This is a genomic window from Bradyrhizobium sp. CB1015 (genome assembly GCF_025200925.1).
GTDB lineage: Bacteria > Pseudomonadota > Alphaproteobacteria > Rhizobiales > Xanthobacteraceae > Bradyrhizobium.
The window spans coordinates 1,135,920-1,156,176 of sequence record NZ_CP104174.1; the positions used below are offsets into that span (position 1 = coordinate 1,135,920).

Sequence of the window (20,257 nt, forward strand, 5' to 3'; positions counted from 1 at the left end):
TCCAGCGCAAAGACCGCCGGCAAGGCAGGCAGCGGAGGGAAAGGCGACTAGGAGGAGAGGTGCATGGCCCGACCGGCGGTGCTGACGGTCGCTGATACGATCGCGAAGAGCTTCTTGCGCGCCACCGAGACGCGGGGCAACAGGCCGGCGATTCGCGAGAAGAAGTTCGGCATCTGGCAGCCGACGAGCTGGCGCGAGTGGCTGGAGATCTCGAAAGAGATCGCCTACGCGCTTCGCGCCGTCGGTTTCATGCCCGGCGACGTCGCCTCCATCGTCGCCAATGCCGTGCCCGAATGGGTCTACGCCGACATGGGCATATTGTGCGCCGGCGGCGTGTCCTCCGGAATCTATCCGACCGATTCGTCGTCCCAGGTCGAGTATCTCATCAACGATTCCGCGACGAAGGTGATCTTCGCCGAGGACGAGGAGCAGCTCGACAAGATTCTCACCTGCCGCGCGCGCTGCCCGAGCTTGCAGAAGATCGTCGTGTTCGACATGGAGGGCCTCAGCGGCTTCACCGACGACATGGTGATGTCGTTCGACGAGTTTCGCGCGCTCGGCCGCAACCACATGGTCGGCCGCGAGGCGCTGTGGCAGGAGATGATCGACAGCCGCAGCGCCGGCGATCTCGCGATCCTCGTCTATACGTCCGGCACCACCGGGCCGCCCAAGGGCGCGATGCACGCCAATCGCAGCGTCACCCACCAGATGCGGCACGCCAACGACTTCATCCCGGCGCGAGAGGACGAGGACCGCCTGGTCTTCCTGCCGCTCTGCCACGTCGCCGAGCGCGTCGGCGGCTACTACATCTCGGTCGCGCTCGGCTCGGTGATGAATTTTGCCGAAAGCCCGGAAACCGTGCCGGACAATCTGCGCGAGGTGCAGCCGACCGCCTTTCTGGCGGTGCCGCGCATCTGGGAAAAATTCTATTCCGCCATCACTATCGCGCTGAAGGATGCGACGCCGCTGCAGCAATGGGTCTATCGCCGGGCCATCGGCATCGGCTACCGCATGGTCGATTGCCGGCTCGAGGGGAGGGCGCCGCCGCTGTCGCTGCGCATCGCCAACCGCATCGCTTACCTGGTCGCGTTCCGCAACATCCGCCGCATGATCGGGCTCGACCGCTGCCGCATCGCATTCACCGGCGCAGCCCCGATCGCACCGGAGCTGATCCGCTGGTATCTGGCGCTCGGCATCGACATGCACGAGGTCTACGGCCAGACCGAGAATTGCGGGGTCGCCACCATGATGCCGGCGGACAGGATCAAGCTCGGCTCGGTCGGCACCGCGGTGCCCTGGGGCGAGGTCGCGCTGTCGCCCGACGGCGAGATCCTGATCAGGGGCGACTTCCTGTTCATGGGCTACCTGAACCAGCCGGAGAAGACCGCGGAGACGATCGATTCCCGCGGCTGGCTGCACACCGGCGACGTTGGCACTATCGACAATGAAGGCTTCGTCCGCATCACCGACCGGATGAAGGACATCATCATCACCTCCGGCGGCAAGAACATCACGCCGTCCGAGATCGAGAACCAGCTCAAGTTCTCGCCGTACATCTCGGACGCGGTCGTGATCGGCGACAAGCGGCCCTATCTCACCTGCCTCGTGATGATCGACCAGGAGAACGTCGAGAAGTTCGCCCAGGATCACGACATCCCCTTCACCAATTATGCCAGCCTGTGCCGGGCGAGGGAGATCCAGGACCTGATCGGGCGCGAGATCGAACAGGTCAACGGCAATTTTGCCCGGGTCGAGACCATCAAGAGGTTCTACCTGATCGAGCGCCAGCTCACTCCCGAAGACGAGGAGCTGACGCCGACCATGAAGCTGAAGCGCGGCTTCGTGAACAAGCGCTACGCCGCCGAGATCGAAGCGATGTATGGCGAGCGCGCGGTGGCGTGAATACCTTTCGAAAAAGCGAGGGAGCGATGGCCCCGCCCTTCGCACAATACGGGCCCAAAAGGAGAGGAGACGTCAATGTCGAAGTCGTTCCACGCGTTCGGCCTTGCTATGGGCGCTATCGCGCTCACTTGTCTGCCGGCCGTCGCGCAAACCAAGGTCACCAATGAAGGCATCTCGGCGACCGAGATCGTCATCGGCACCCATCAGGACCTGTCGGGTCCGATCAAGGGCTGGGGCGTGCCGGTCTCCAACGGCATGAAGATGGCCGTCGAGGAGATCAACGCTGCCGGCGGCATCAACGGCCGCAAGATCCGCCTGGTGATCGAGGACAGCGGCTACGATCCGAAGAAGGCCGTGCTGGCTTCGCAGAAGCTGATCGAGCGCGACAAGATCTTCGCGATGGTGGGGCCGATGGGATCGCCCACCGTGCTCGCCGCGCAGGATATCCTGCTCGACGCCGGCGTCATGCAGCTCTTCCCGCTGACCGCGGCCGAGTTCACCTACAAGTTCGATCCGGCCAAGCCGCAGGAGCGGCTGAAGTTCAACAATCTGCTGCCCTATGTCGAGAGCACGCGCGCAGCGCTCAAATACATGATTGAGGCGAAGAGTTTCAAGAAGCCCTGCATCATGCATCAGGACGACGAGTACGGAAAGAACGTGCTCGACGGCTTCAACCAGCAGCTCGCCGCCATGAAGATGCAGCCGGCCTCAATCACGAGCTACAAGCGCGGCGCCTCCGATTTCAGCGCGCAGGTCGCCAAGATGAAATCCGACGGCTGCGACCTCGTCGTGCTCGGTGCGGTCCTCCGTGAGCCGATCGGCACGATGAGTGAAGCCAAGAAGCTCGGATGGGACGTCACCTTCCTCGGTGCCACGCCCGTTAACGTGCTCGAAGTGCCGGCGCTCGGCAAGGAAGTGGTGGAAGGCTTGTATGCCGCTTCGAACTTTGAAATTCCCTATGAGGACACCGCGAAAGGAAAGGTGAAGGACTGGCTCGTCAACTACAAGAAGATGTTTGGCACCGACGCCAACACTCAGGCCATCATCGGCTACAACGCGGTGATGACGTTCGCGCATTATGCCAACAAGGCTGGCAAGGATCTGACTGGGCAGAAGATGCTCGACGCGCTGGAGTCGGGGGACAAGTTCCAGGACATCTTCAATTCGCCGCCGACGGTGTTCTCGAAGACCAACCACCTCGCCACCACCATCACCCAGGTGCAGCAGGTCAAGAACGGCCGCTGGGTGCTGGTGAAGGACAATCTGATGTTCTGATGCTTCTCGTTCACCCTCCCCTGGAGGGGGAGGGTCGATCGCGCGCAGCGCGAGCGGGGTGGGGTGATCTCTCGGCGCGGGCACTGTTGGATTGTCGAGAGACTGTCACCCCACCCCGCTACGCATTCCGCTTCGCTTCATGCGTAGCGACCCTCCCCCTCAGGGCAGGGCGATCGCATATGACTTGTGGCGGCGGCCCGTGCGCACGCCTCGTCCTTCGAGACGGCGCTTACGCGCCTCCTCAGGATGAGGCTAATCAGCGTCAGTGCTCGTTGAAACTGCTGCCGCGCACTCCGCCCTCATCCTGAGGAGCCCGCTCAAAGCGGGCGTCTCGAAGGATGACTGCAGGGAAAAGCTCTCAATGCGATAGCCCTGCCCCCTCAGGGGAGGGTAAGAACCCTACGATCCGCCGCCTGCGGTGCCCGAGCTCACCGGGGCGAGCTCGTCTTCCCGGCAGCGCCAGCCGTCGGCGGCTTTGACGAAGGCAAAGGTTCGCTGGATCCTCAGCCGGCGCGTGACGTTGAAGGCGTCTGCGGAGCGCGCCTTGTTGCCGGCTCCCTGCTGCGGACGGCCCGTCGTGGCGTCCCAGCAGGTGCCGGTGCAGGTTGATGCGACCTTGCTGCACACGGTGAAGGGGGCGAGCACGGCCATCTCGATTTCGCCCGTGACCTGCGCCTCCTGGTCGCTCACCTGGCTGTCGAGCGCATAGACGCGGTTGATGCGCAGGAAATTGCCGCAGGAATTGGCCGCATGAATCCGCGCGGCGCAGAAATCGACCGCGTCGGTGTCGGGCGAGCGCGCCGCGACCTGCCGGCCGAACACCTTTTTGGGATCGCCTTTCGCGGCGCGGATTTCGTCGGTCTTGCGCCTCAAATGTTCGGCGAGACAGTCCTCCGCGGATTCCAGCTCATGCAGCGGCACGTTCTCCTTGCCGACCAGATTACATTTGCGGTCGCGCTCGCGTGTCCACCGTCCATGTTCGGCGAAGGCAAAGCGTGCCGCGGTCGGGTCCAATTTGCCTATCAGGCCGAGCACCTGGCCATTGAGCTCGGTTTCGGCAAGCGCCAGCGAGGGGTCCGCGCAGATCACCGCGCCCGCCGCGGTGTTGGCCGCAAGGCAGTCGAAATCCGGATCGCGAACGATCGCGGCGCGCTCCTCGGTGACCCTGAGCAGGCACGCCTTGACCCGGTCGAATTCGTCGGGGCGGATCGCGGTCTGCCCGACGATGCCGCAGCTGAGGTTGCGTTGGCGGACCCAGTTCGCATTCTCCTCGATCGCCGGCAGACGATCCGGAAGGCGTGCGAGCCGCGCCTCGATCGCGGTGCTCAGCTTCTCGGCGGCTGCGGCAAGCGTGGCATCACCGCAGAACAATTGATTGCCGGGGTCGCGAATCTGCTGGCAGTTGTTCTTGGAAAACAGCGGCAGCCTGTCGGCGATCGCGCGGTCGGATTGCGCGGACGCGGACACCGCCGGCAATGCCAGCAGCGCAAGCACAGACAGCACGATGAATCGCATTCCAGTCGCCCCCGCACGGAAGGCGCCATGCTAGCGTCTGGTCTTGCGCGGTGAAATGGGTTTGTGGGGACGAGCAGTGGAAGGTCTGTAGCCCGGATGGGGCGCAAGCGTAATCCGGGGCCGGCGCGAGTGGTAAGAGTCCCGGATTTCGCTGCCGCTCCATCCGGGCTACGAGCAATCAACGCGCTTCAGCGGCCGCCATCGAGACCTGCACCGGCTCGTCGACATATTTCAGCACGGCCGATTGATGGAGCACGAACAGCGGCTGATAGCTCCGCGTCGCGTCGTCCCTGACCATCGCCATGCGGCGATTGTCGAGCATCAGCCATTGGCCCTCGAGCTTTGCTGCGGCAATGGCGTGCGCCTCGCCGGCCCTGACGTCGCGCACCACGACCATGCGGAGGTCTTCAGAGGCAATTCCCGCCAGCCGCAGCGCGGCCAGCTTGGCGATGGCATAGTCCTCGCAATCGCCGGCGCCGCGCGCGAAAGTCGCAAGCGGCGAGCTCCAGACGTCGGCGGTGCCATCATTGGCGGCATGGATGGCGAGATTGATGGCGCGGTTGATCTCGCCGAGCCGCGCGCGGCCGTCGCGGGCGCGGGCCTGGTCGACGATGGCGAGCAGCTCGAGCGCGGCCGGTGAAGCGCAATTGTCCCGGTCGCCGTCGCACAGCGCGAGCTGCACCATGTCGTCGTCGAGCTTGTCCTTCAGCGCGGACCATTTCTGCTGCAGGTTGCCGGACGAAATGGCGAAGGCGAACACGCCGAACGGCTCGGCGGATCTGCGCACGAGGGCGCCGGCGCCCGGCGACAGCAGCGTGCCGGCGCGAAGCTCGGCGGCCGATCCGAGCAGGATCAAGCCGCACATGACAAGGATTGCGCGCCAGGCGCGCGAGCGAGCAGCGGTCTCCATCTGACATCCCCTTCCCAGGCTTCGCGAGATCCCCCTCGATCTCGACGTGCCGGGCTTTGTTGCTTTCGCGGAGATAGTGCGAGACGGGCCGTTTTGTTCTGCTTAATGCGCCCGGCAGGGGTCTCAAAACCGGGTGGCAGGCTGAATCGGGCTCGTCCGAATTGCGTAAAATTTTACGATTCGGAGGCTAGGACACCCTTCACTGCCGCGAAATGGAACCAATTGCAGGCACGAGTTGCGATAGCCGCCGAATCTGGCCGCTATGGCTAACGGCCCGCTATTTTCACGGGTTCTGTTAGTTGGGTCACAGATTTAACGGCGTATTTGCCGCAGGATGCTGCAGAGCATCACGAACAGAAGATGACGCAAGTATCTGTTCTACCAGCTTTACTTTGAATGACTTGGGGCAACGGGAAATGCGTGCATCTAACTCTGTTTCGACTTCCGAATTCTTGGCATATGACTTCCGCTCCTCTGGGAAGGCACCGCCCGACGCAGGCTCTTACGACCAAGTGACGCGAAATCACACAAGCAAATAGATGGTTTCGCTAAGGACTTGGTAATGCTAAGCAAGCTTAGGTCGTCTATACTTACATAAATTTTAACCCTTTTTACGGTGCCCGGTTGAATTACGCTGGCAAATTTGACGCCGCGACGTCCTTGGACGGCCAGGGTTCCAGCTCGCCCGCCTTTGTCCATGTCGATTCCTTTGCCGCCAAGCCCTTCGTCGCCAAGGCGCACGGCCATCTGCCTGACGGCGCATTCGTCGTTCCCGACCCCAATCTGATCTTCAACGGCGAGTTCAAGCGTGCCGGGCTCGACCTCGTGCTGTCGCACGACGGTCATGAGTTCGTCCTTCACGATTATTTCAGGGGCGACAAGCGCGCCGCGATCGCTTCGCCCGACGGCGCCCATCTCAGCGGCGACATCGTCAACGCCCTCACCGGTCACGTCCAGGTTGCCCAGGCCGCGCCCGGCGCCGGTGCAGGCCAGGTCATCGGTCACGTCACCAAGCTCGTGGGCAGCGCGACCGCGATCCGCAACGGCGTCTCGGTCATCCTGAACAACGGCGACAATGTCGAGAAGGGCGACGTGGTCTCGACCGGCGCCGATTCGACGCTCGGCATCACCTTCATCGACGGCACCGTGTTCGGCCTGTCCTCCAATGCGCGGATGGTGCTGAACGAGATGGTCTACGACCCCAACGGGTCGAACAATTCCTCGCTGCTCAGCCTGGTCGCGGGCACCATCACCTTCGTCGCCGGCGAAACCGCCAAGCATGGCGACATGAAGGTCGATACGCCGGTCGCCACCATGGGAATCCGCGGTACGGCGGTGCTGACGCAGATCAACTTCGTCGTTCCCGCCGGCGGCGGCGATCCACAGCCGCAGGCGAGCTTCCAGGTGCTGGTCGAGCCGAACGGCACGACCGGCTCCTACATTCTGTTCGACAAGATCACGCTGCTGCCGATCGCGACCGTCAACCAGGCCGGCCAGATGATCCAGATCAGCGGCGGCAACGTCTCGGTCACCAATGCACTGATGTCGCCGGAGGTGCAGAAGCTGATCACGGACGTGTTCACGCTGAAGTTCACCGACAACAACACCAACACCAAGCTGACCACGAACTTCACCGACACGATCACGCCGTTCGGCCAGGACGTGGTGTTCAAGTCGGGGGCCGGTCCGGTCGTCATCGCGACATTCGTCGATCTCAACCCGCAGAGGCAGGAAGGCCCCACCACGTCGACGCCGGCGGCCATCCGCATTCCCGGCCAGCCGATCGCGCAAAGCTTCGACCTCGGCGGCAACGTGAAGACGGCGTTCGCGCTGACCGAACGGGCGGACACCACCGGCGACGCGCACGCCGACACGATTTCCGGCCTGATCAGATTCGTCGATCAAAACCTCGGCGACCGGCCGACGGTGAGCGTGAGCCTCGCCGAGGCGCCGAACTACGTCTACAAGAATGCCGGCCAGCAGGACGTCACCGGATCGCTCACCGCGCTGCAGAAGCAGGACATCGCGGCGACGCAGATCCAGCTCAGCGTCGTTGCCGATGCCGCCAACGAGAACAACGGCTCGGCGGTCTGGACCTACACGATCCCCGACCACGTCTTCGATTTTCTGGCGGCCGGCGAAACCCTGACGCTGACCTACATGGTCCGCGTCGACACCAATTTCTCGGTGAACCCCGAGTCCAGGTTCATCCCGATCACCATCACGATCACGGGAACGAACGACAAGCCGACCGTAGCGACATCGGGTGGCACTGTCGTCGAGAAGATCGGGACCGGCAACGAGGCGCTCGACACCATCACGGGCACGGTCACCTTCACCGACGTCGATCTGACCGACCGGCCAATCGTGAGCGCCGCGCTCTCGTCCACCCAGCCGTTCAAATATCTCGATGCCGAAGGCCACGACATCACCGCGACGCTGACGCCGCCGCAGCTCGCTGCGATCGCCGCCGTCGAGGTGCCGCTGACGGTGGTGCAGGGCGCGGGCAACGACAATAACGGCTCGGCCACCTGGACCTACAGCGTTCCCGACCATCTGTTCGATTTCCTCGCCAAAGGCGAGAAGCTGATCCTCAATTACGTTGTGCAAGTCGATGACGGGCACGGCGGCGTCGTAAGCACGCCGGTCACCGTGTCCATCAACGGTGCGGACGTCAATGTCGAGGGCACCAACGATGTGCCGACGATCGTGGAAGATCAGACCACGCCTACGGGCGCGGTGACCGAGGATACCGCGGCCACGCTCGCCGCCAACGGCACCATCACATTCAACGATCCCGATCTCACGGATACGCACACCGCGAGTTTCTCGCTGAAGTCGACGATGTCGAGCGCGCATCTGCCCGGCTTCAGCGACGGCACGTCGCATATCGGCACGTTCGCGCTTGCGGCGGTGAGTGAAAGCCCCGGCGTCAGCTCCCGCGGGTCCGTGGGCTGGACCTTTACAATCGACGACAACGATCCGGTGCTCCAGTCGCTGGCGGAAGGCCAGACCATCACCCAGGTCTACACCGTCAAGGTTGACGACCATCACGGTGGGACGGTCACCCGGGACGTGACGGTGGTCATCACCGGCAAGAACGATGCGCCGACCATCACGAGCGATGAAGACTCGGCAGCGGGGGGCGTCACCGAGGACGCCGCTACGCCGACACTGTCGACCGGTGGCACGCTGGCGATTCAGGATCTCGACCTGATCGATACGCACACTGCGGAGGCGGCGTTCAAGTCGGCGACATCGAGCGCGCATCTGCCGGGCTTCGATGGCAGCACGCCGCTCGGGACCTTCACGATCGACCCGTCGGTGACCGAGGCGAACGACGACACCAGCAATGGCGCCACGCTGGGCTGGCATTTCTCGGTCAACAACAACGACCCGGTGGTCCAGTCGCTGGCGAATGGCCAGACCATCACGCAGGTCTATACCGTCACTTTCACCGACGATCACGGTGCTCAGGTCGAGCAGGACGTCACGGTCACCATCACCGGCACCAACGACGCGCCGACGATGACCAGCAGTGCCGAGGACGCCGCCGGCGCGGTGACCGAGGACAGCAGCGCGACGCTGTCGGTGAGCGGCACGCTGGCGATCCAGGACGTCGACCTGATCGACAACCACACCGCGGAGGCTGCGTTCAAGTCGTCGACGTCGAGCGCGCATCTGCCGGGCTTCGACGACGACACGCCGCTGGGCACATTCACGATCGATCTGTCGGTCGCCGAGTTCAACACCGACACTGACAACGGCGCGACGCTGGGCTGGCACTTCAGCCTCGACAACTGCGATGCCGTGCTGCAATCGCTGGCCGAAGGCCAGACCATTACCCAGGTCTACACCGTCACCTTCACCGACGACCACGGCGCGTACGTCTCGCAGGACGTGACCGTCACGATCAACGGCACCAACGACGCACCGACGATCACGAGCGATGCCGACGCGGAAAAAGGCACGGTCACCGAGGATGAGGGCACCTCGCTGACGACCGGCGGCACACTGGCGATCCAGGACGTCGACCTGATCGACACTCATACCGCGCAGGCGGTGTTCACGTCGTCGTCCGTCAGCTCGGCTCTGCCGGGCTTCGGAACCAGCTCGCATATCGGCACGTTCTCGATCGATTCATCGGTGTCCGAATCCAACGGTAGCGGGACGCTGGGCTGGCACTTCACACTCGACAACAACGATCCCGTGCTGCAGTCGCTGGCGGAAGGGCAGACCATCACTCAGGTCTACACCGTCACGTTTGACGACGAGCACGGCGGCAAGATCAGCCAGGACGTCACCGTCACCATCGTCGGCACCAACGATGCGCCGGCGGTTTCCTATGTCACGTCGGACTACATGAACTTCGACGGCCAGACCATCGCGGTCGGCGAGGTGCCGACGGTCGCCACCGATGGCGTGACGCTGGACGGGTGGGTAAACTGGAACGGCAACTCCGATCCAGGCCACGGCCAGATCCTGTTCTACAACGGCAACACCTCGACCACCGGCTTCGGCCTGCTCGGCACGGTCAATGTCGATGGCACCATGGAGCTCGAGATTCTCGCCGGTGGCGTCCGCATCGAGGACACCGGCGTGGCCCTCACCGCGTCGCAGTGGCACAACATCGCGCTGACCCACGACAACGGGACCTTCACGCTCTATCTCGACGGAAACCTCGAATACTCGCAGACCTGGACGGTCAACCCGATCGACGGCAGCCCGTCCAACCCATCGGCGTCCTACATGATGATCGGCGCCGCGAGCGAGCCGAATGCGGCGGGCTTCGGAGCGGAAGGCTTCTACGGCTCGATCGCCGATGTCAGCGTCTGGACCACCGCGCTGACGCAGGCGCAGATCCAGTCGATCGACTTCACCGCGCTGACCGGCAACGAGGCGAATCTCGCCGCGTATTACCAGCTCGGCGACGGCAGCGGGACCACCGCCTCCAATACGGTCAACCCAGCCCTGAGCCTTGCCATCGACGGCGATGCGGACTGGGCCAGCAGCACCACCGGCCCGGGCGGCGCCGTTGCCGTCCTCTTGGAAACCAATGCTGGCCAGCTCGCACATGGCGTGCTGGCGCTCTCCGAGGTCGATGCGACGGATCATGTCACGGTGTCGGTCAGCCAGTTGGAGGTGACTCTCGACGGCGTGCCGCAAGCCGGCGACGTCGGCGGGCTGACGCATGAGGGCCTGCTGAACTATCTCACCGTCCCATCCGGCGACATCCTCGACGGCACGGCCACCACCACCCAGTTCGCGTGGCAGTTCAATTCGGGCAGCCAGGCCTTCGACTCCCTCGCCGCCGGCCAGACGCTGTCGCTGCAATACACGATCGTCCCGTCGGACGCCGATGGCGCCGGCGCCAGCAGCACCGTCACGATCGACATCGCGGGCAGCAACGACGCGCCGACGCTATCCGATCTCCACATTGGCCCACTCACGGACACCGCTGACGACGACACCTTCTCCGACCTTACCGGGCAATTGGCCGGGACCGACGCCGACAGCGGCGAGACGGCGACGCTGACTTATGCCGTTCTGAATGCTGATTGTCATGGGACGGCGAGGGGTCTGTACGGCTCGCTGACGGTCAACGCCGACGGCAGCTATAGCTATGTTCCGAACGCCGTCGCGATCAACGCGTTGGCGCAAGGATCCTACGAGGATATTTTCACGGTCCAGACCACGGACGCGCATGGTGCGACCGGCACGGCAACGCTCACGGTGGACGTGACCGGCGCGAACGACGAGAACGTCGCTCCGGTGATCAACGTCGATCAGATCAGCGTCACGCAGGAAGGCGATCAGATCTTCGTACACGGCATCACGGTCAGCGACGCCGACGCTGCTCCCGATGAAACCTTCGCACTCACCGCGGCGGCGGATTCGGGCACATATGTGGAGCCTGCACCGACGTCCGATACCCTGGCGAGCGTCAATTCAGCACTCCAGGGGCTGACCTATACCGAGCCGAGCCAGAACGACCCTGCGACGGATAAGCTCGCGATCACTGTGACCGACAGCCACGGCGCGAGCGACACGGTCAACCTTATCTTCAACCTGGCCGAACAAGGCCCGGTCACCCTCGCCAGCACAGACGGCAAGGATGTGCTGTTCGGGACGGGCTATCAGGATCAGTTCGTGTTTGCGGCAAGCTCGAACCACGATACGATTCTGGACTTCACCTCCGGTACGGACCATATCGACCTGACGGCCATGGGGGCGATCAGCGACATCGAGGCGTGGATGACTCAACATGTGGCGGCGTCCGGGACGGCGGACACCCTGATCACGATCGATGCCGCAAACACGATTCTCCTGAAGGGCGTCAGCAGTCTTCAGGGGATCGACATACTCCACGCCTGACGGCCGCGTGAGACCCGATCGGCTGCAAGCCCGATCGGAGCTGCCGTCCACCGTCAAAGCGTGATATTCAACCACCATGAAACGTCTGAAGATCCTGCGGCGGTGGTTTGCGCGGAAGCTCGGCTTTGCGCGGCTGATGTGCCTTGCGCTGCTGGTTCTGTTCGCCGTTGCGCGCCTCTGGGATCCGCCGCCGATCCAGGAATTGCGGCTGCGCACCTTCGACATGTTCCAGCTGATCGATCCCAGGCACAAGACGGCGCGGCCGGTCACCATCGTCGACATCGACGACAAGAGTCTCGCCAAGCTCGGGCAATGGCCGTGGCCGCGCACGCGGATCGCCGATCTGATCCAGAACCTCACCGGCAAAGGCGCGGTGGCGATCGGCTTCGACGTGGTGTTTTCGGAGCCCGACCGGCTCAATCCGGATCTGGTCGCGGGCCAGATGCGCTATCTCGACGATGCCACACGCGCCAAGCTGCGCGAGCTGCCGACCAACGACCAGATCCTCGCCGAGGCGATCAAGCGCTCGCGCGTGGTGCTGGGTGAGACGGGTCTGCCCGACATCCTGGCCGAACCCGACAAGTCACTTCCGCTGACGGGCGTGGCGACGGTCGGGGAGGAGGGCGCCGAACGCTTCCTGTTCGAATTTCCAGGCCTGCTGCGCAACGTGCCCGTGATCGAAATGGCGGCCGCCGGCCGCGGCCTGTTCTCGATCAGAAAAGAGCGCGACGGGTTCATCCGCCGCGTGCCGATGGTCATGCGTGCGCAGGGCAACATCATGCCATCGCTCAGCCTCGAGATCCTGCGCGTCGTCACTGGCACGCCAACGCTGTTGATCAGGACCGACAAGACCGGCGTGCGGGCCGTGCGCCTCAAGGGCCTCGAGATCCCCACCGACAAGAACGGCCAGTTCTGGGTGCACTACGCCCGCCGGGATCCCTCGATCTACGTCTCCGCGGCCGACGTGCTCGACAACAGCGTGTCGCCGAGCAAGCTCGCCGGCAAGCTGGTGCTGGTCGGGACCTCCGCCGCCGGGCTCAACGACATCAAGACGACGCCGGTGTCCGCGACCATGCCGGGTGTCGAGATCCATGCCCAGGTGCTGGAGAGCGTGCTCAGCGGCGCGGTGATCTCGCAGCCGAACTACGCCCTCGGCGTCGAGCTGATCGCGGCGCTGGTGATCGGCCTGCTCGTCATCATCTTCACGCCGAATCTCGGTCCCGTCCGCCTGGTGCTTGCGGGTGGGGCCTTCGCCGCCATCCTGGTCGGTGTGTCCTGGTTCTTCTACGTGCAGTACCGCCAGCTCATCGACTTCACCTATCCGCTGCTGTCGACCACCGCGGTCTATCTGACGCTGATCTTCGCCAGCTTCGTGCGCGAGCAGCGCCAGCGCGTGCAGATCCGCGGGCAATTCGCGCAATACATGTCGCCGGTGCTGGTCGAGCAGCTGGCGCAATCGCCGGAAAAGCTCGTGCTCGGCGGCGAGGAGCGCGAGATGACGATCATGTTCTCCGACGTGCGCGGCTTCACCACGATCTCGGAGAGTTACAAGCACGATCCGCAAGGGCTGATCGCGCTGATGAACCGCTTCCTGACGCCGCTGACCGACGTGATCATCGAGCGCAAGGGTTACATCGACAAGTATATGGGCGACGCCATCATGGCGTTCTGGAACGCGCCGCTCGACGATGCCGAGCACGAGATCAACGCCTGCGAAGCCGCGATCCAGATGCTCGAGCAGATCGACGTGGTCAACAAGGAGCGCGAGCAGGAGGCCGCCGACGGCGGCCACGTCTACATCCCGCTCAATGTCGGCATCGGTCTCAACACCGGCATCGGCGTGGTCGGCAACATGGGCTCCGACCTGAAGAAGAACTATTCGGTGCTCGGCGACAGCGTGAACCTGGCCTCCCGCCTCGAGGGCCAGTCGAAGGCATACGGCTTTCCGATCATCGTGGGCTCGCGCACCGCGCTCGCCGCCAAGGAGAAGTTCGCGATTCTCGAACTCGACTTCATCATGGTCAAGGGCAAGACCGAGCCGGAAGTGATCTACGCCATCGCCGGCCGCGAGGACGTGATGCATTCGGCCGCGTTCCAGCGCCTGCGCAACATCACCATCGAGATGCTCGGCTGCTACCGCAGCCGCGACTGGCAGGGCGCGCTGGACGCGATCGCGCGCGGCCGCAAAAGCGAGGACGCCGACACGCTGGAGAAGCTGTTCAGGCTTTACGAGGCGCGGATCAAGGATTTCCAGATCGATCCGCCGCCGGAGGGCTGGACCGGCGCCTATGCCCTGCTGACCAAGTAGTCGCACGCTGACCGCTCGCGCTGGGTGGCCAGAACAAAGCATGCCTACCATATGCAGGTGCATCGAGGTAAGTATGGCGGAGGGACGGCGCTTGGCGCCTCTGCCAACCAAAAGAAAAAAGGGCGATCTGAGTGATGGACGCACAAGTGAAACCAAACGACCGCATCGGCGTGCTCGAAGAGCTCCTCAGCGAGCGCTACTCCGTTCGCGCATTTCTGCCCAAGGAGGTCGATCGCGCCACCATCGAGCACGTGCTGGCGACCGCGCAGCGCACGGCGTCCTGGTGCAACAGCCAGCCCTGGCAGGTCGTTATCGCCAGCGGCGAGGCCAAGGAGCGATTTCGCAAGGCGATCTACGCGGAGGCCTCGAAGGGCCTCGGCGATGACTACGACTTCACGCCGCCGCGCGAATATGTCGGGGTCTATCTCGATCGCCGCCGCGAGAGCGGCTTCCAGCTCTACAACACGCTCGGCATCGTCCGCGGCGACAAGGCGGCCTATGCCAAGCAGGCGCTGGAGAACTACAATTTCTTCGGCGCGCCGCATGTCGCCATCATCCACACCAATGAGCCGCTCGGCATTTATGGTGCGATCGACTGCGGCGCCTATGTCTCCAACTTCATGCTGGCGGCGCAGGCGCTCGGGCTCGGCACTATTCCGCAAGCCGCGCTGGCGCGGCATTCCGGTCTGATCCGCCGCCACTTCGATCTGCCCGACGACCGCCGCGTCGTCTGCGGCATCTCGTTCGGCTATGCGGACCATGCGCACAAGGTCAACAGCTACCGCACCTCGCGGGCGAGCGTGGCCGAAACCGCGACCTTCGTGGATGTGTGATCGCGTACCGTGAGCCCGACGCCATCGGCGTCAGACTCGCGCGCGAAGACGGCCGTGGAAACGGCCGTCTTCATCTCCCCGTTCGATTGACGCCGGCGGTCAGCCGCCGCTGCCGCCGATCACGGCCCGCACGGTCTCGTCAGGTCCGAAATCCTCGGCGCCGTCGACATAGAGCAGCGCGGCCAGCTTCGAACGGGCGCGGTTCACGCGGCTCTTGATCGTGCCGACCGCGCAGCCGCAGATCGAGGCCGCGTCCTCATAGGAGAAGCCGGACGCGCCGACCAGGATCAACGCTTCACGCTGATCCTGCGGAAGCTTGTCGAGCGCGGTGCGAAACTCCTCGAATTCGAGATGCGCATTCTGCGAAGGCTGGGTTTTCAGCGTCTTGGCGTAGTTGCCTTCGGCATCCTCGACCTCGCGCCGCCGCTTGCGGTAGTCGGAGCGGAACAGGTTGCGCAGGATCGTGAACAGCCAGGCCGGCAGGTTGGAGCCGGGCTGGAACGAGTCGATGTTGGCGAGCGCGCGCAGCAGCGTCTCCTGGACCAGATCGTCGGCGCGGTCCGCATTTCCGCTGAGCGAGATGGCGAAGGCGCGCAGACTGGGCACGGCCGCCAAGATGTCGTTACGCAGGGAGTCCGTGAGAGGCATTAATCCCTCCCATTGTTGTTGTCGTTGGATCCACCCTCATTTTCCACTTGGGGTGACGCCCCCGGCGCATCAAGCTTCTTGATCAGTTCTGCGAACCGATCCGGAACCCCCTGTCGAACGACATCATCGTACATGGCGCGCAACTGGTGCCCGATCCGGGATTGAATCTCCGGAGTCAGGCCTCCCTTGCCGGGGGTCGTGCTTCTGCTGGCTTGAGACTTGAGATCTTTCATGACCTGTTCCACGTTTCCCCGAGTTAAGTGACTGTAAAATCGAGAGGTTTTCTCAACCGGGAGCCGCTCCCTGGATAGGCACAATTCCAGCTGCGCCAAAAAGTTCCCAGCTTGGCGGAACTTTTGTTGACCTGAGGCGTAGACAGCCCAGCAGGGGAACCTGGGCCCCCCGCGTGATGCCTGACCTCAGGATTGGACCTAAAGGTTGGCCCGAAGACGAATGGAGTGGGGATGTCCCGTTCACAGGTAGTTGCTGAACACTTGCCGCTGTTGCGCCGGTACGCGCGGGCTCTGACAGGCAGCCAGGCCTCCGGTGACGCCTATGTCGCCGCCATGTTGGAAGCCATGTTGGGCGATCCGTCGGTGCTCGACGAGAGCCATGGGCCTCGGGCCGGCCTGTTCCGGCTGTTCACCCAGATCTGGAATTCGGTCTCCATCAACGACGATGCCGAGGTGACGACCCTGCCGATGCCGCCGGAACGGCGGCTCTCGAACATCACGCCGCTGCCGCGCCAGGCCTTCCTGCTGCTCTCGCTCGAGGGCTTTTCCGAAGAGGAAGTCGCCTTCATTCTCGGCACCGACGTCGCCGAGACGCGCCGTCTTGCGGACGCAGCCGGACGCGAGATGGCCGCCGAGATCGCCACCGACGTGCTGATCATCGAGGACGAGACCTTCATCGCCATGGACCTCGAGAGCCTTGTGAAGAATCTCGGCCACAACGTCGTCGGGGTCGCCCGCACCCATGCCGATGCGGTGGCGCTGGCCAAGAACAAGCGGCCCGGCCTGATCCTCGCCGATATCCAGCTTGCCGACGGCTCGTCGGGCCTGGACGCCGTCAACGAGCTGCTGCGCACCTTCGAGGTGCCGGTGGTGTTCATCACCGCCTATCCGGAGCGCTTCCTTACCGGCGAGCGTCCCGAGCCGGCGTTCCTGATCTCAAAGCCGTTCCAGCCCGCGATGGTATCGGCGGTGGCGAGCCAGGCGCTGTTCTTCCAGCGCAATTCGCGCAACCGGACGCCCAAGGCGCCTGCGGCGTAACAAGGCGCTGGCGGCTTGCCTATTGGCGAGTTTGGTCCGGCGTGCCGCAAGGCACGCCGGATTTTTCATGCCGCCGGCCCGCTTGACGGGCGCTGAATTCGCCGCCCATAGCTCATGCAGCAGCTGCGCGTGCGACCACGCCAATCGGAGACGTGCCCATGGACCAGCAACTCCGCGATCGTCTCGCCATCCGCGATCTCGTCGAGAACTGGGCAGTGTGGCGCGATGCCGGCGACTGGGAGCGCTTTGCCACGGTCTGGCACGAAGAAGGCTGGATGTCCGCGACCTGGTTTCAGGGGCCGGCGCCGGATTTCATGCGCGTCAGCCAGGAGGGTTTTGCCAGGGGGGTGCGCATCCTGCATTTCCTCGGCGGCACCAGCATCGATCTCGCCGGCGAGCGGGCCATCGCGCAGACCAAGATGACGATCTCGCAGCGCGGACTCGTGCACGGCGTGCTCTGCGACGTCGTCTGCACCGGACGCTTCTACGATTTCCTGGAGAAGCGGCTTGACAAATCAGGGGCCGGCAAATGGGGCATCGTCCGCCGCCAGCCGATCTACGAGAAGGACCGGATCGACCCGGTCGATCCCGCCGCGACGCTCCGCCTCGACCAGACAGCGCTCGCTGCGCTTCCCGAAGGCTACCGCCACCTCGCCTACATGCAGGAGCTGATCGGCTACAAGGTCAAGCGCGACATGCCGGGCCTTACCGGCCCTGAGGTCGAGAAGCTCTATGGCGAAGGGCGGGAGTGGCTGGCAGGGAAGGCGAAGTAGACACGTTGCCCCGCCATCAGGGACCATTACGACTGCAAATCGCGTGGCCTTCGTTTCCTTGGCCGACCGGAACGATGCAGGCCCCGCACGTCCTGCTGTTGAAAAAGCTCCCCGCATAAATCACGCAACCATTGGCTCGCCGGGTCGTGATGGAAGCGGGCGTGCCAATATTGCTTCACCGTAAATCCGGCGATCGCCAGCGGGCAATCGAGCACGCGCAGTTCGTAATAGTGAGCCAACGTTTCGCCGATGTGCCTTGGAAGGGTGGCAATCAGGTCGGTCGTTCCGACGATTGCGGGTAACCCCAAAAAGCCGGGGAGCTCAAGCGCAACATCAAGGACTATCTGCTGCTCCTTTAGCGCGTCCGCGAGCAATTGATGTCCGGTGCCGGAGCGAATGAGGACGTGCGCCTCACGCCGGAAATCCTTTGCGGTGATGCGGTCGCGGATCCGGGCATGTCCTGCGTTCGCCAAGCAGACCCAATCCTGCGGAAAGAGTGCCTGTTGAAAGTGTCCGGCGTCGAGATCCGAGATGTAACCGAGCGCCAGATCGGCCTCGCCGGACTGCAGCATTCGTGGCGTATCGCTGCCGATCTGCGCTGCCTCGATGCGGATGCCCGGCGCAGCGCGGCGAACGTGGGCGAGTATGGCGGGAAGCAGCGTGATGTGGCTCGCATCGGTCATGCAGATGACGAAGCGGCGCTTTGCAGTCGCCGGATCAAACTCGGTGCGAAGCTCCGCCAGACGCCGCAGCATCTCCAGCGCCTGTCTGGCGGTGCCGATGAGAGCCTCCGCGCGCGGGGTCGGCAGCATTCCCTCGGCCGACCGGATGAAAAGCGGATCGTCCAGCTCCTTTCGCAGGCGCGCCAGCCAGATCGAAATGGTCGGCTGACTTTGACCGAGCTTCTCGGCTGCTTTGGTGACACTGCCAGTGGTGAACAATGCGTCGAACAGCCGGAGCAGGCGCGGCTCCAGCAGGTTCGTCTCGGAGAGGTCTCGGTGCTTCATTGCGATCTACAATAATGGATATAAGAGTCATAGAATATCCAAATAGTCGCCAGCCTGCTAGCACGCTTCGAACGCCAAAACGGGCGAGGGAGAAGCGTTCGGATGAGGATCTGCTTTATCGGAGCGGGAGCCTTGGGCTCGACCATCGGTGGCGCGCTGGCGCGCGGTGGTGCCGAGGTTTGGTTGATCGATCCCTTTCGGGCCCATGTCGACGCGATCAACGCCAGTGGTCTCCGGATGCTCGAAGGTGAAGCCGAGACCGTTGTGAAGGTCTCTGCCTGCACCTCAGCGACCCAGGTCGGCACCGTGGCGGACCTCGTCGTCGTCCTCGTCAAATCCTACCACACGCGGGATGCGATCCGGGCGGCCGCGCCGATCATCGGGCCGCAGACGGTCGTGATGTCGCTCCAAAACGGTCTTGGTCACGAGGACATCCTTTCGGAGGAAGTCGGTCGTGACCGCGTCATGGCAGGCAAGACCTACGTTGGCGGCGTGCTGCTCGGTCCTGGTCATGTTCGCTCCGGGGTCGTCGGCAAGGAAACCATCATCGGCGAGCTTGATGGACGCTTGACGGAACGCGCACAGCGGATTTCCGAGACCTTCAATCGTGCCGGCATTCTCACGCTGCTCAGCGACAACATCTTGGGCACGATGTGGGACAAGCTGTTCATCAACGTCGCCGGAGGAGGAATCACCGCCGTCACCGGCCTGACTTACGGGGGTCTCTATTCGCTGCCGATTTTGGAAGATTGCGCGCTGGCCGCAATCTCGGAGGGTATCGCGGTCGCGCAAGCTGCCGGCGTGAAGATCTCGATTGCCGATCCGCGCAGGGCCTGGACGATGGCGTCCGCTGGACTGCCGCCCGAGTTCAAGACGTCGATGTTGCAGAGCTTGCAGTCCGGTAATCTGACCGAGGTCGACTACATCCACGGCTCCGTCGTGCGCTGGGGCGCCAAGCTCAACGTGCCGACCCCCGTCAATTCCACCCTCGTCGCATTGGTCAAGGGGCTCGAATACGCCCGCAGCGATTATCCAGGAAAGGCCTGAGGCGATGTCGCTACCGCGGGCCTATGTCGAACATGTCGCGATCCGCGTGCCGGACGTTGATCGTCACGTCGACTTCTTTCGTGAGGTGCTTGGTCTCACTATCCGCGACGAGCAACCCGCCGATGTCGCCCGCCCGCGTCAGGTCTGGGTGCTCGGAAGCGTGCAGCTCATCGAAGACCCGAATTTCGTCGGACCGGAGGGGCGTCTCGCCCATCTCGGCATCATGGTCGACGATTACGACGGTGTGCTCGTCCGTGCTGCCGCGTGGGGCGCCAAAGCGCTGCCTGCCGGGCCAAACTGGCTCGAGCTGCCGGGCGGCCTGAACGTCGAGATCTTGCAAGCCAGCGCAGGCGCCGTGGAAGCCGCCCTGGCGATCAATCCCCGTGCCTAGAG

At 63.8% G+C, this 20,257-nt stretch carries 14 protein-coding genes; 9 read left to right on the forward strand and 5 right to left on the reverse strand.

Going from position 1 to position 20,257, the window contains the following annotated elements; all coding sequences use genetic code 11:
* Positions 1–63: 63 nt before the first annotated feature.
* Together N2604_RS05225 and N2604_RS05230 are read left to right on the forward strand one after the other, a co-directional pair.
* On the forward strand, positions 64–1,902 hold the full coding sequence (locus N2604_RS05225; RefSeq protein WP_260374121.1) for a long-chain fatty acid--CoA ligase: 1,839 nt from the start codon (positions 64–66) through the stop codon (positions 1,900–1,902).
* A gap of 75 nt (positions 1,903–1,977) precedes the next feature.
* Positions 1,978–3,177, forward strand: coding sequence for an ABC transporter substrate-binding protein (locus N2604_RS05230; protein WP_260374122.1), 1,200 nt, complete (start codon positions 1,978–1,980; stop codon positions 3,175–3,177).
* Between the two features lie 399 nt (positions 3,178–3,576).
* Here N2604_RS05230 and N2604_RS05235 read toward each other — a convergent pair whose 3' ends face one another.
* Complete coding sequence (locus N2604_RS05235) at positions 3,577–4,692, reverse strand: lysozyme inhibitor LprI family protein (protein ID WP_260374123.1); 1,116 nt, start codon at positions 4,690–4,692, stop codon at positions 3,577–3,579.
* Positions 4,693–4,870: 178 nt separating this feature from the next.
* Positions 4,871–5,602, reverse strand: coding sequence for a transglutaminase-like cysteine peptidase (locus N2604_RS05240; protein ID WP_260374124.1), 732 nt, complete (start codon positions 5,600–5,602; stop codon positions 4,871–4,873).
* 624 nt (positions 5,603–6,226) lie between these two features.
* On the opposite strand from N2604_RS05240, the gene N2604_RS05245 reads away from it, so the two are divergent.
* From N2604_RS05245 to N2604_RS05255, 3 genes are all read left to right on the forward strand, one after another.
* Entirely contained in the window at positions 6,227–11,977 is a 5,751-nt protein-coding gene (locus N2604_RS05245; RefSeq protein ID WP_409241678.1) for a VCBS domain-containing protein, read from the forward strand.
* A 76-nt stretch (positions 11,978–12,053) separates the two neighbouring features.
* Positions 12,054–14,285, forward strand: coding sequence for a CHASE2 domain-containing protein (locus tag N2604_RS05250; protein WP_260374126.1), 2,232 nt, complete (start codon positions 12,054–12,056; stop codon positions 14,283–14,285).
* A 134-nt stretch (positions 14,286–14,419) separates the two neighbouring features.
* Positions 14,420–15,118: a nitroreductase gene (locus N2604_RS05255; protein ID WP_260374127.1), complete on the forward strand. Its 699-nt coding sequence runs from the start codon at positions 14,420–14,422 to the stop codon at positions 15,116–15,118.
* A 99-nt stretch (positions 15,119–15,217) separates the two neighbouring features.
* Here the strand turns inward: N2604_RS05255 and N2604_RS05260 are convergent, their stop codons facing one another.
* Both N2604_RS05260 and N2604_RS05265 read right to left on the reverse strand, forming a co-directional pair.
* Complete coding sequence (locus N2604_RS05260) at positions 15,218–15,766, reverse strand: sigma-70 family RNA polymerase sigma factor (protein WP_018316216.1); 549 nt, start codon at positions 15,764–15,766, stop codon at positions 15,218–15,220.
* Positions 15,766–15,999 (reverse strand): NepR family anti-sigma factor, encoded by a 234-nt coding sequence (locus N2604_RS05265; protein WP_260374128.1) that lies wholly within the window; start codon positions 15,997–15,999, stop codon positions 15,766–15,768. Before N2604_RS05265 ends, N2604_RS05260 begins: the two co-directional genes overlap by 1 nt.
* A gap of 231 nt (positions 16,000–16,230) precedes the next feature.
* On the opposite strand from N2604_RS05265, the gene N2604_RS05270 reads away from it, so the two are divergent.
* Together N2604_RS05270 and N2604_RS05275 are read left to right on the forward strand one after the other, a co-directional pair.
* On the forward strand, positions 16,231–17,037 hold the full coding sequence (locus N2604_RS05270) for a response regulator (protein ID WP_197953837.1): 807 nt from the start codon (positions 16,231–16,233) through the stop codon (positions 17,035–17,037).
* A 158-nt stretch (positions 17,038–17,195) separates the two neighbouring features.
* A complete protein-coding gene (locus tag N2604_RS05275; protein WP_260374129.1) occupies positions 17,196–17,810 on the forward strand; it encodes a nuclear transport factor 2 family protein in 615 nt (204 codons plus the stop codon).
* A 26-nt stretch (positions 17,811–17,836) separates the two neighbouring features.
* Here N2604_RS05275 and N2604_RS05280 read toward each other — a convergent pair whose 3' ends face one another.
* A complete protein-coding gene (locus tag N2604_RS05280) occupies positions 17,837–18,817 on the reverse strand; it encodes a LysR family transcriptional regulator (protein ID WP_260374130.1) in 981 nt (326 codons plus the stop codon).
* A 102-nt stretch (positions 18,818–18,919) separates the two neighbouring features.
* Between N2604_RS05280 and N2604_RS05285 the strand changes: the two genes are divergently transcribed.
* Both N2604_RS05285 and N2604_RS05290 read left to right on the forward strand, forming a co-directional pair.
* Positions 18,920–19,864: a ketopantoate reductase family protein gene (locus tag N2604_RS05285; protein ID WP_311739828.1), complete on the forward strand. Its 945-nt coding sequence runs from the start codon at positions 18,920–18,922 to the stop codon at positions 19,862–19,864.
* Positions 19,865–19,868: 4 nt separating this feature from the next.
* Positions 19,869–20,255, forward strand: a complete 387-nt coding sequence (locus N2604_RS05290; RefSeq protein ID WP_260374132.1) for a VOC family protein — start codon at positions 19,869–19,871, stop codon at positions 20,253–20,255.
* Positions 20,256–20,257 lie beyond the last annotated feature (2 nt).

Bases quoted from the DNA above. Each gene is read 5' to 3' on its own strand.
- N2604_RS05225 (WP_260374121.1), top strand. From the start codon at position 64: ATGGCCCGACCGGCGGTGCTGACGGTCGCTGATACGATCGCGAAGAGC.
- N2604_RS05230 (WP_260374122.1), top strand. From the start codon at position 1,978: ATGTCGAAGTCGTTCCACGCGTTCGGCCTTGCTATGGGCGCTATCGCG.
- N2604_RS05235 (WP_260374123.1), bottom strand. From the start codon at position 4,692: ATGCGATTCATCGTGCTGTCTGTGCTTGCGCTGCTGGCATTGCCGGCG.
- N2604_RS05240 (WP_260374124.1), bottom strand. From the start codon at position 5,602: ATGGAGACCGCTGCTCGCTCGCGCGCCTGGCGCGCAATCCTTGTCATG.
- N2604_RS05250 (WP_260374126.1), top strand. From the start codon at position 12,054: ATGAAACGTCTGAAGATCCTGCGGCGGTGGTTTGCGCGGAAGCTCGGC.
- N2604_RS05255 (WP_260374127.1), top strand. From the start codon at position 14,420: ATGGACGCACAAGTGAAACCAAACGACCGCATCGGCGTGCTCGAAGAG.
- N2604_RS05260 (WP_018316216.1), bottom strand. From the start codon at position 15,766: ATGCCTCTCACGGACTCCCTGCGTAACGACATCTTGGCGGCCGTGCCC.
- N2604_RS05265 (WP_260374128.1), bottom strand. From the start codon at position 15,999: ATGAAAGATCTCAAGTCTCAAGCCAGCAGAAGCACGACCCCCGGCAAG.
- N2604_RS05270 (WP_197953837.1), top strand. From the start codon at position 16,231: ATGTCCCGTTCACAGGTAGTTGCTGAACACTTGCCGCTGTTGCGCCGG.
- N2604_RS05275 (WP_260374129.1), top strand. From the start codon at position 17,196: ATGGACCAGCAACTCCGCGATCGTCTCGCCATCCGCGATCTCGTCGAG.
- N2604_RS05280 (WP_260374130.1), bottom strand. From the start codon at position 18,817: ATGAAGCACCGAGACCTCTCCGAGACGAACCTGCTGGAGCCGCGCCTG.
- N2604_RS05285 (WP_311739828.1), top strand. From the start codon at position 18,920: ATGAGGATCTGCTTTATCGGAGCGGGAGCCTTGGGCTCGACCATCGGT.
- N2604_RS05290 (WP_260374132.1), top strand. From the start codon at position 19,869: ATGTCGCTACCGCGGGCCTATGTCGAACATGTCGCGATCCGCGTGCCG.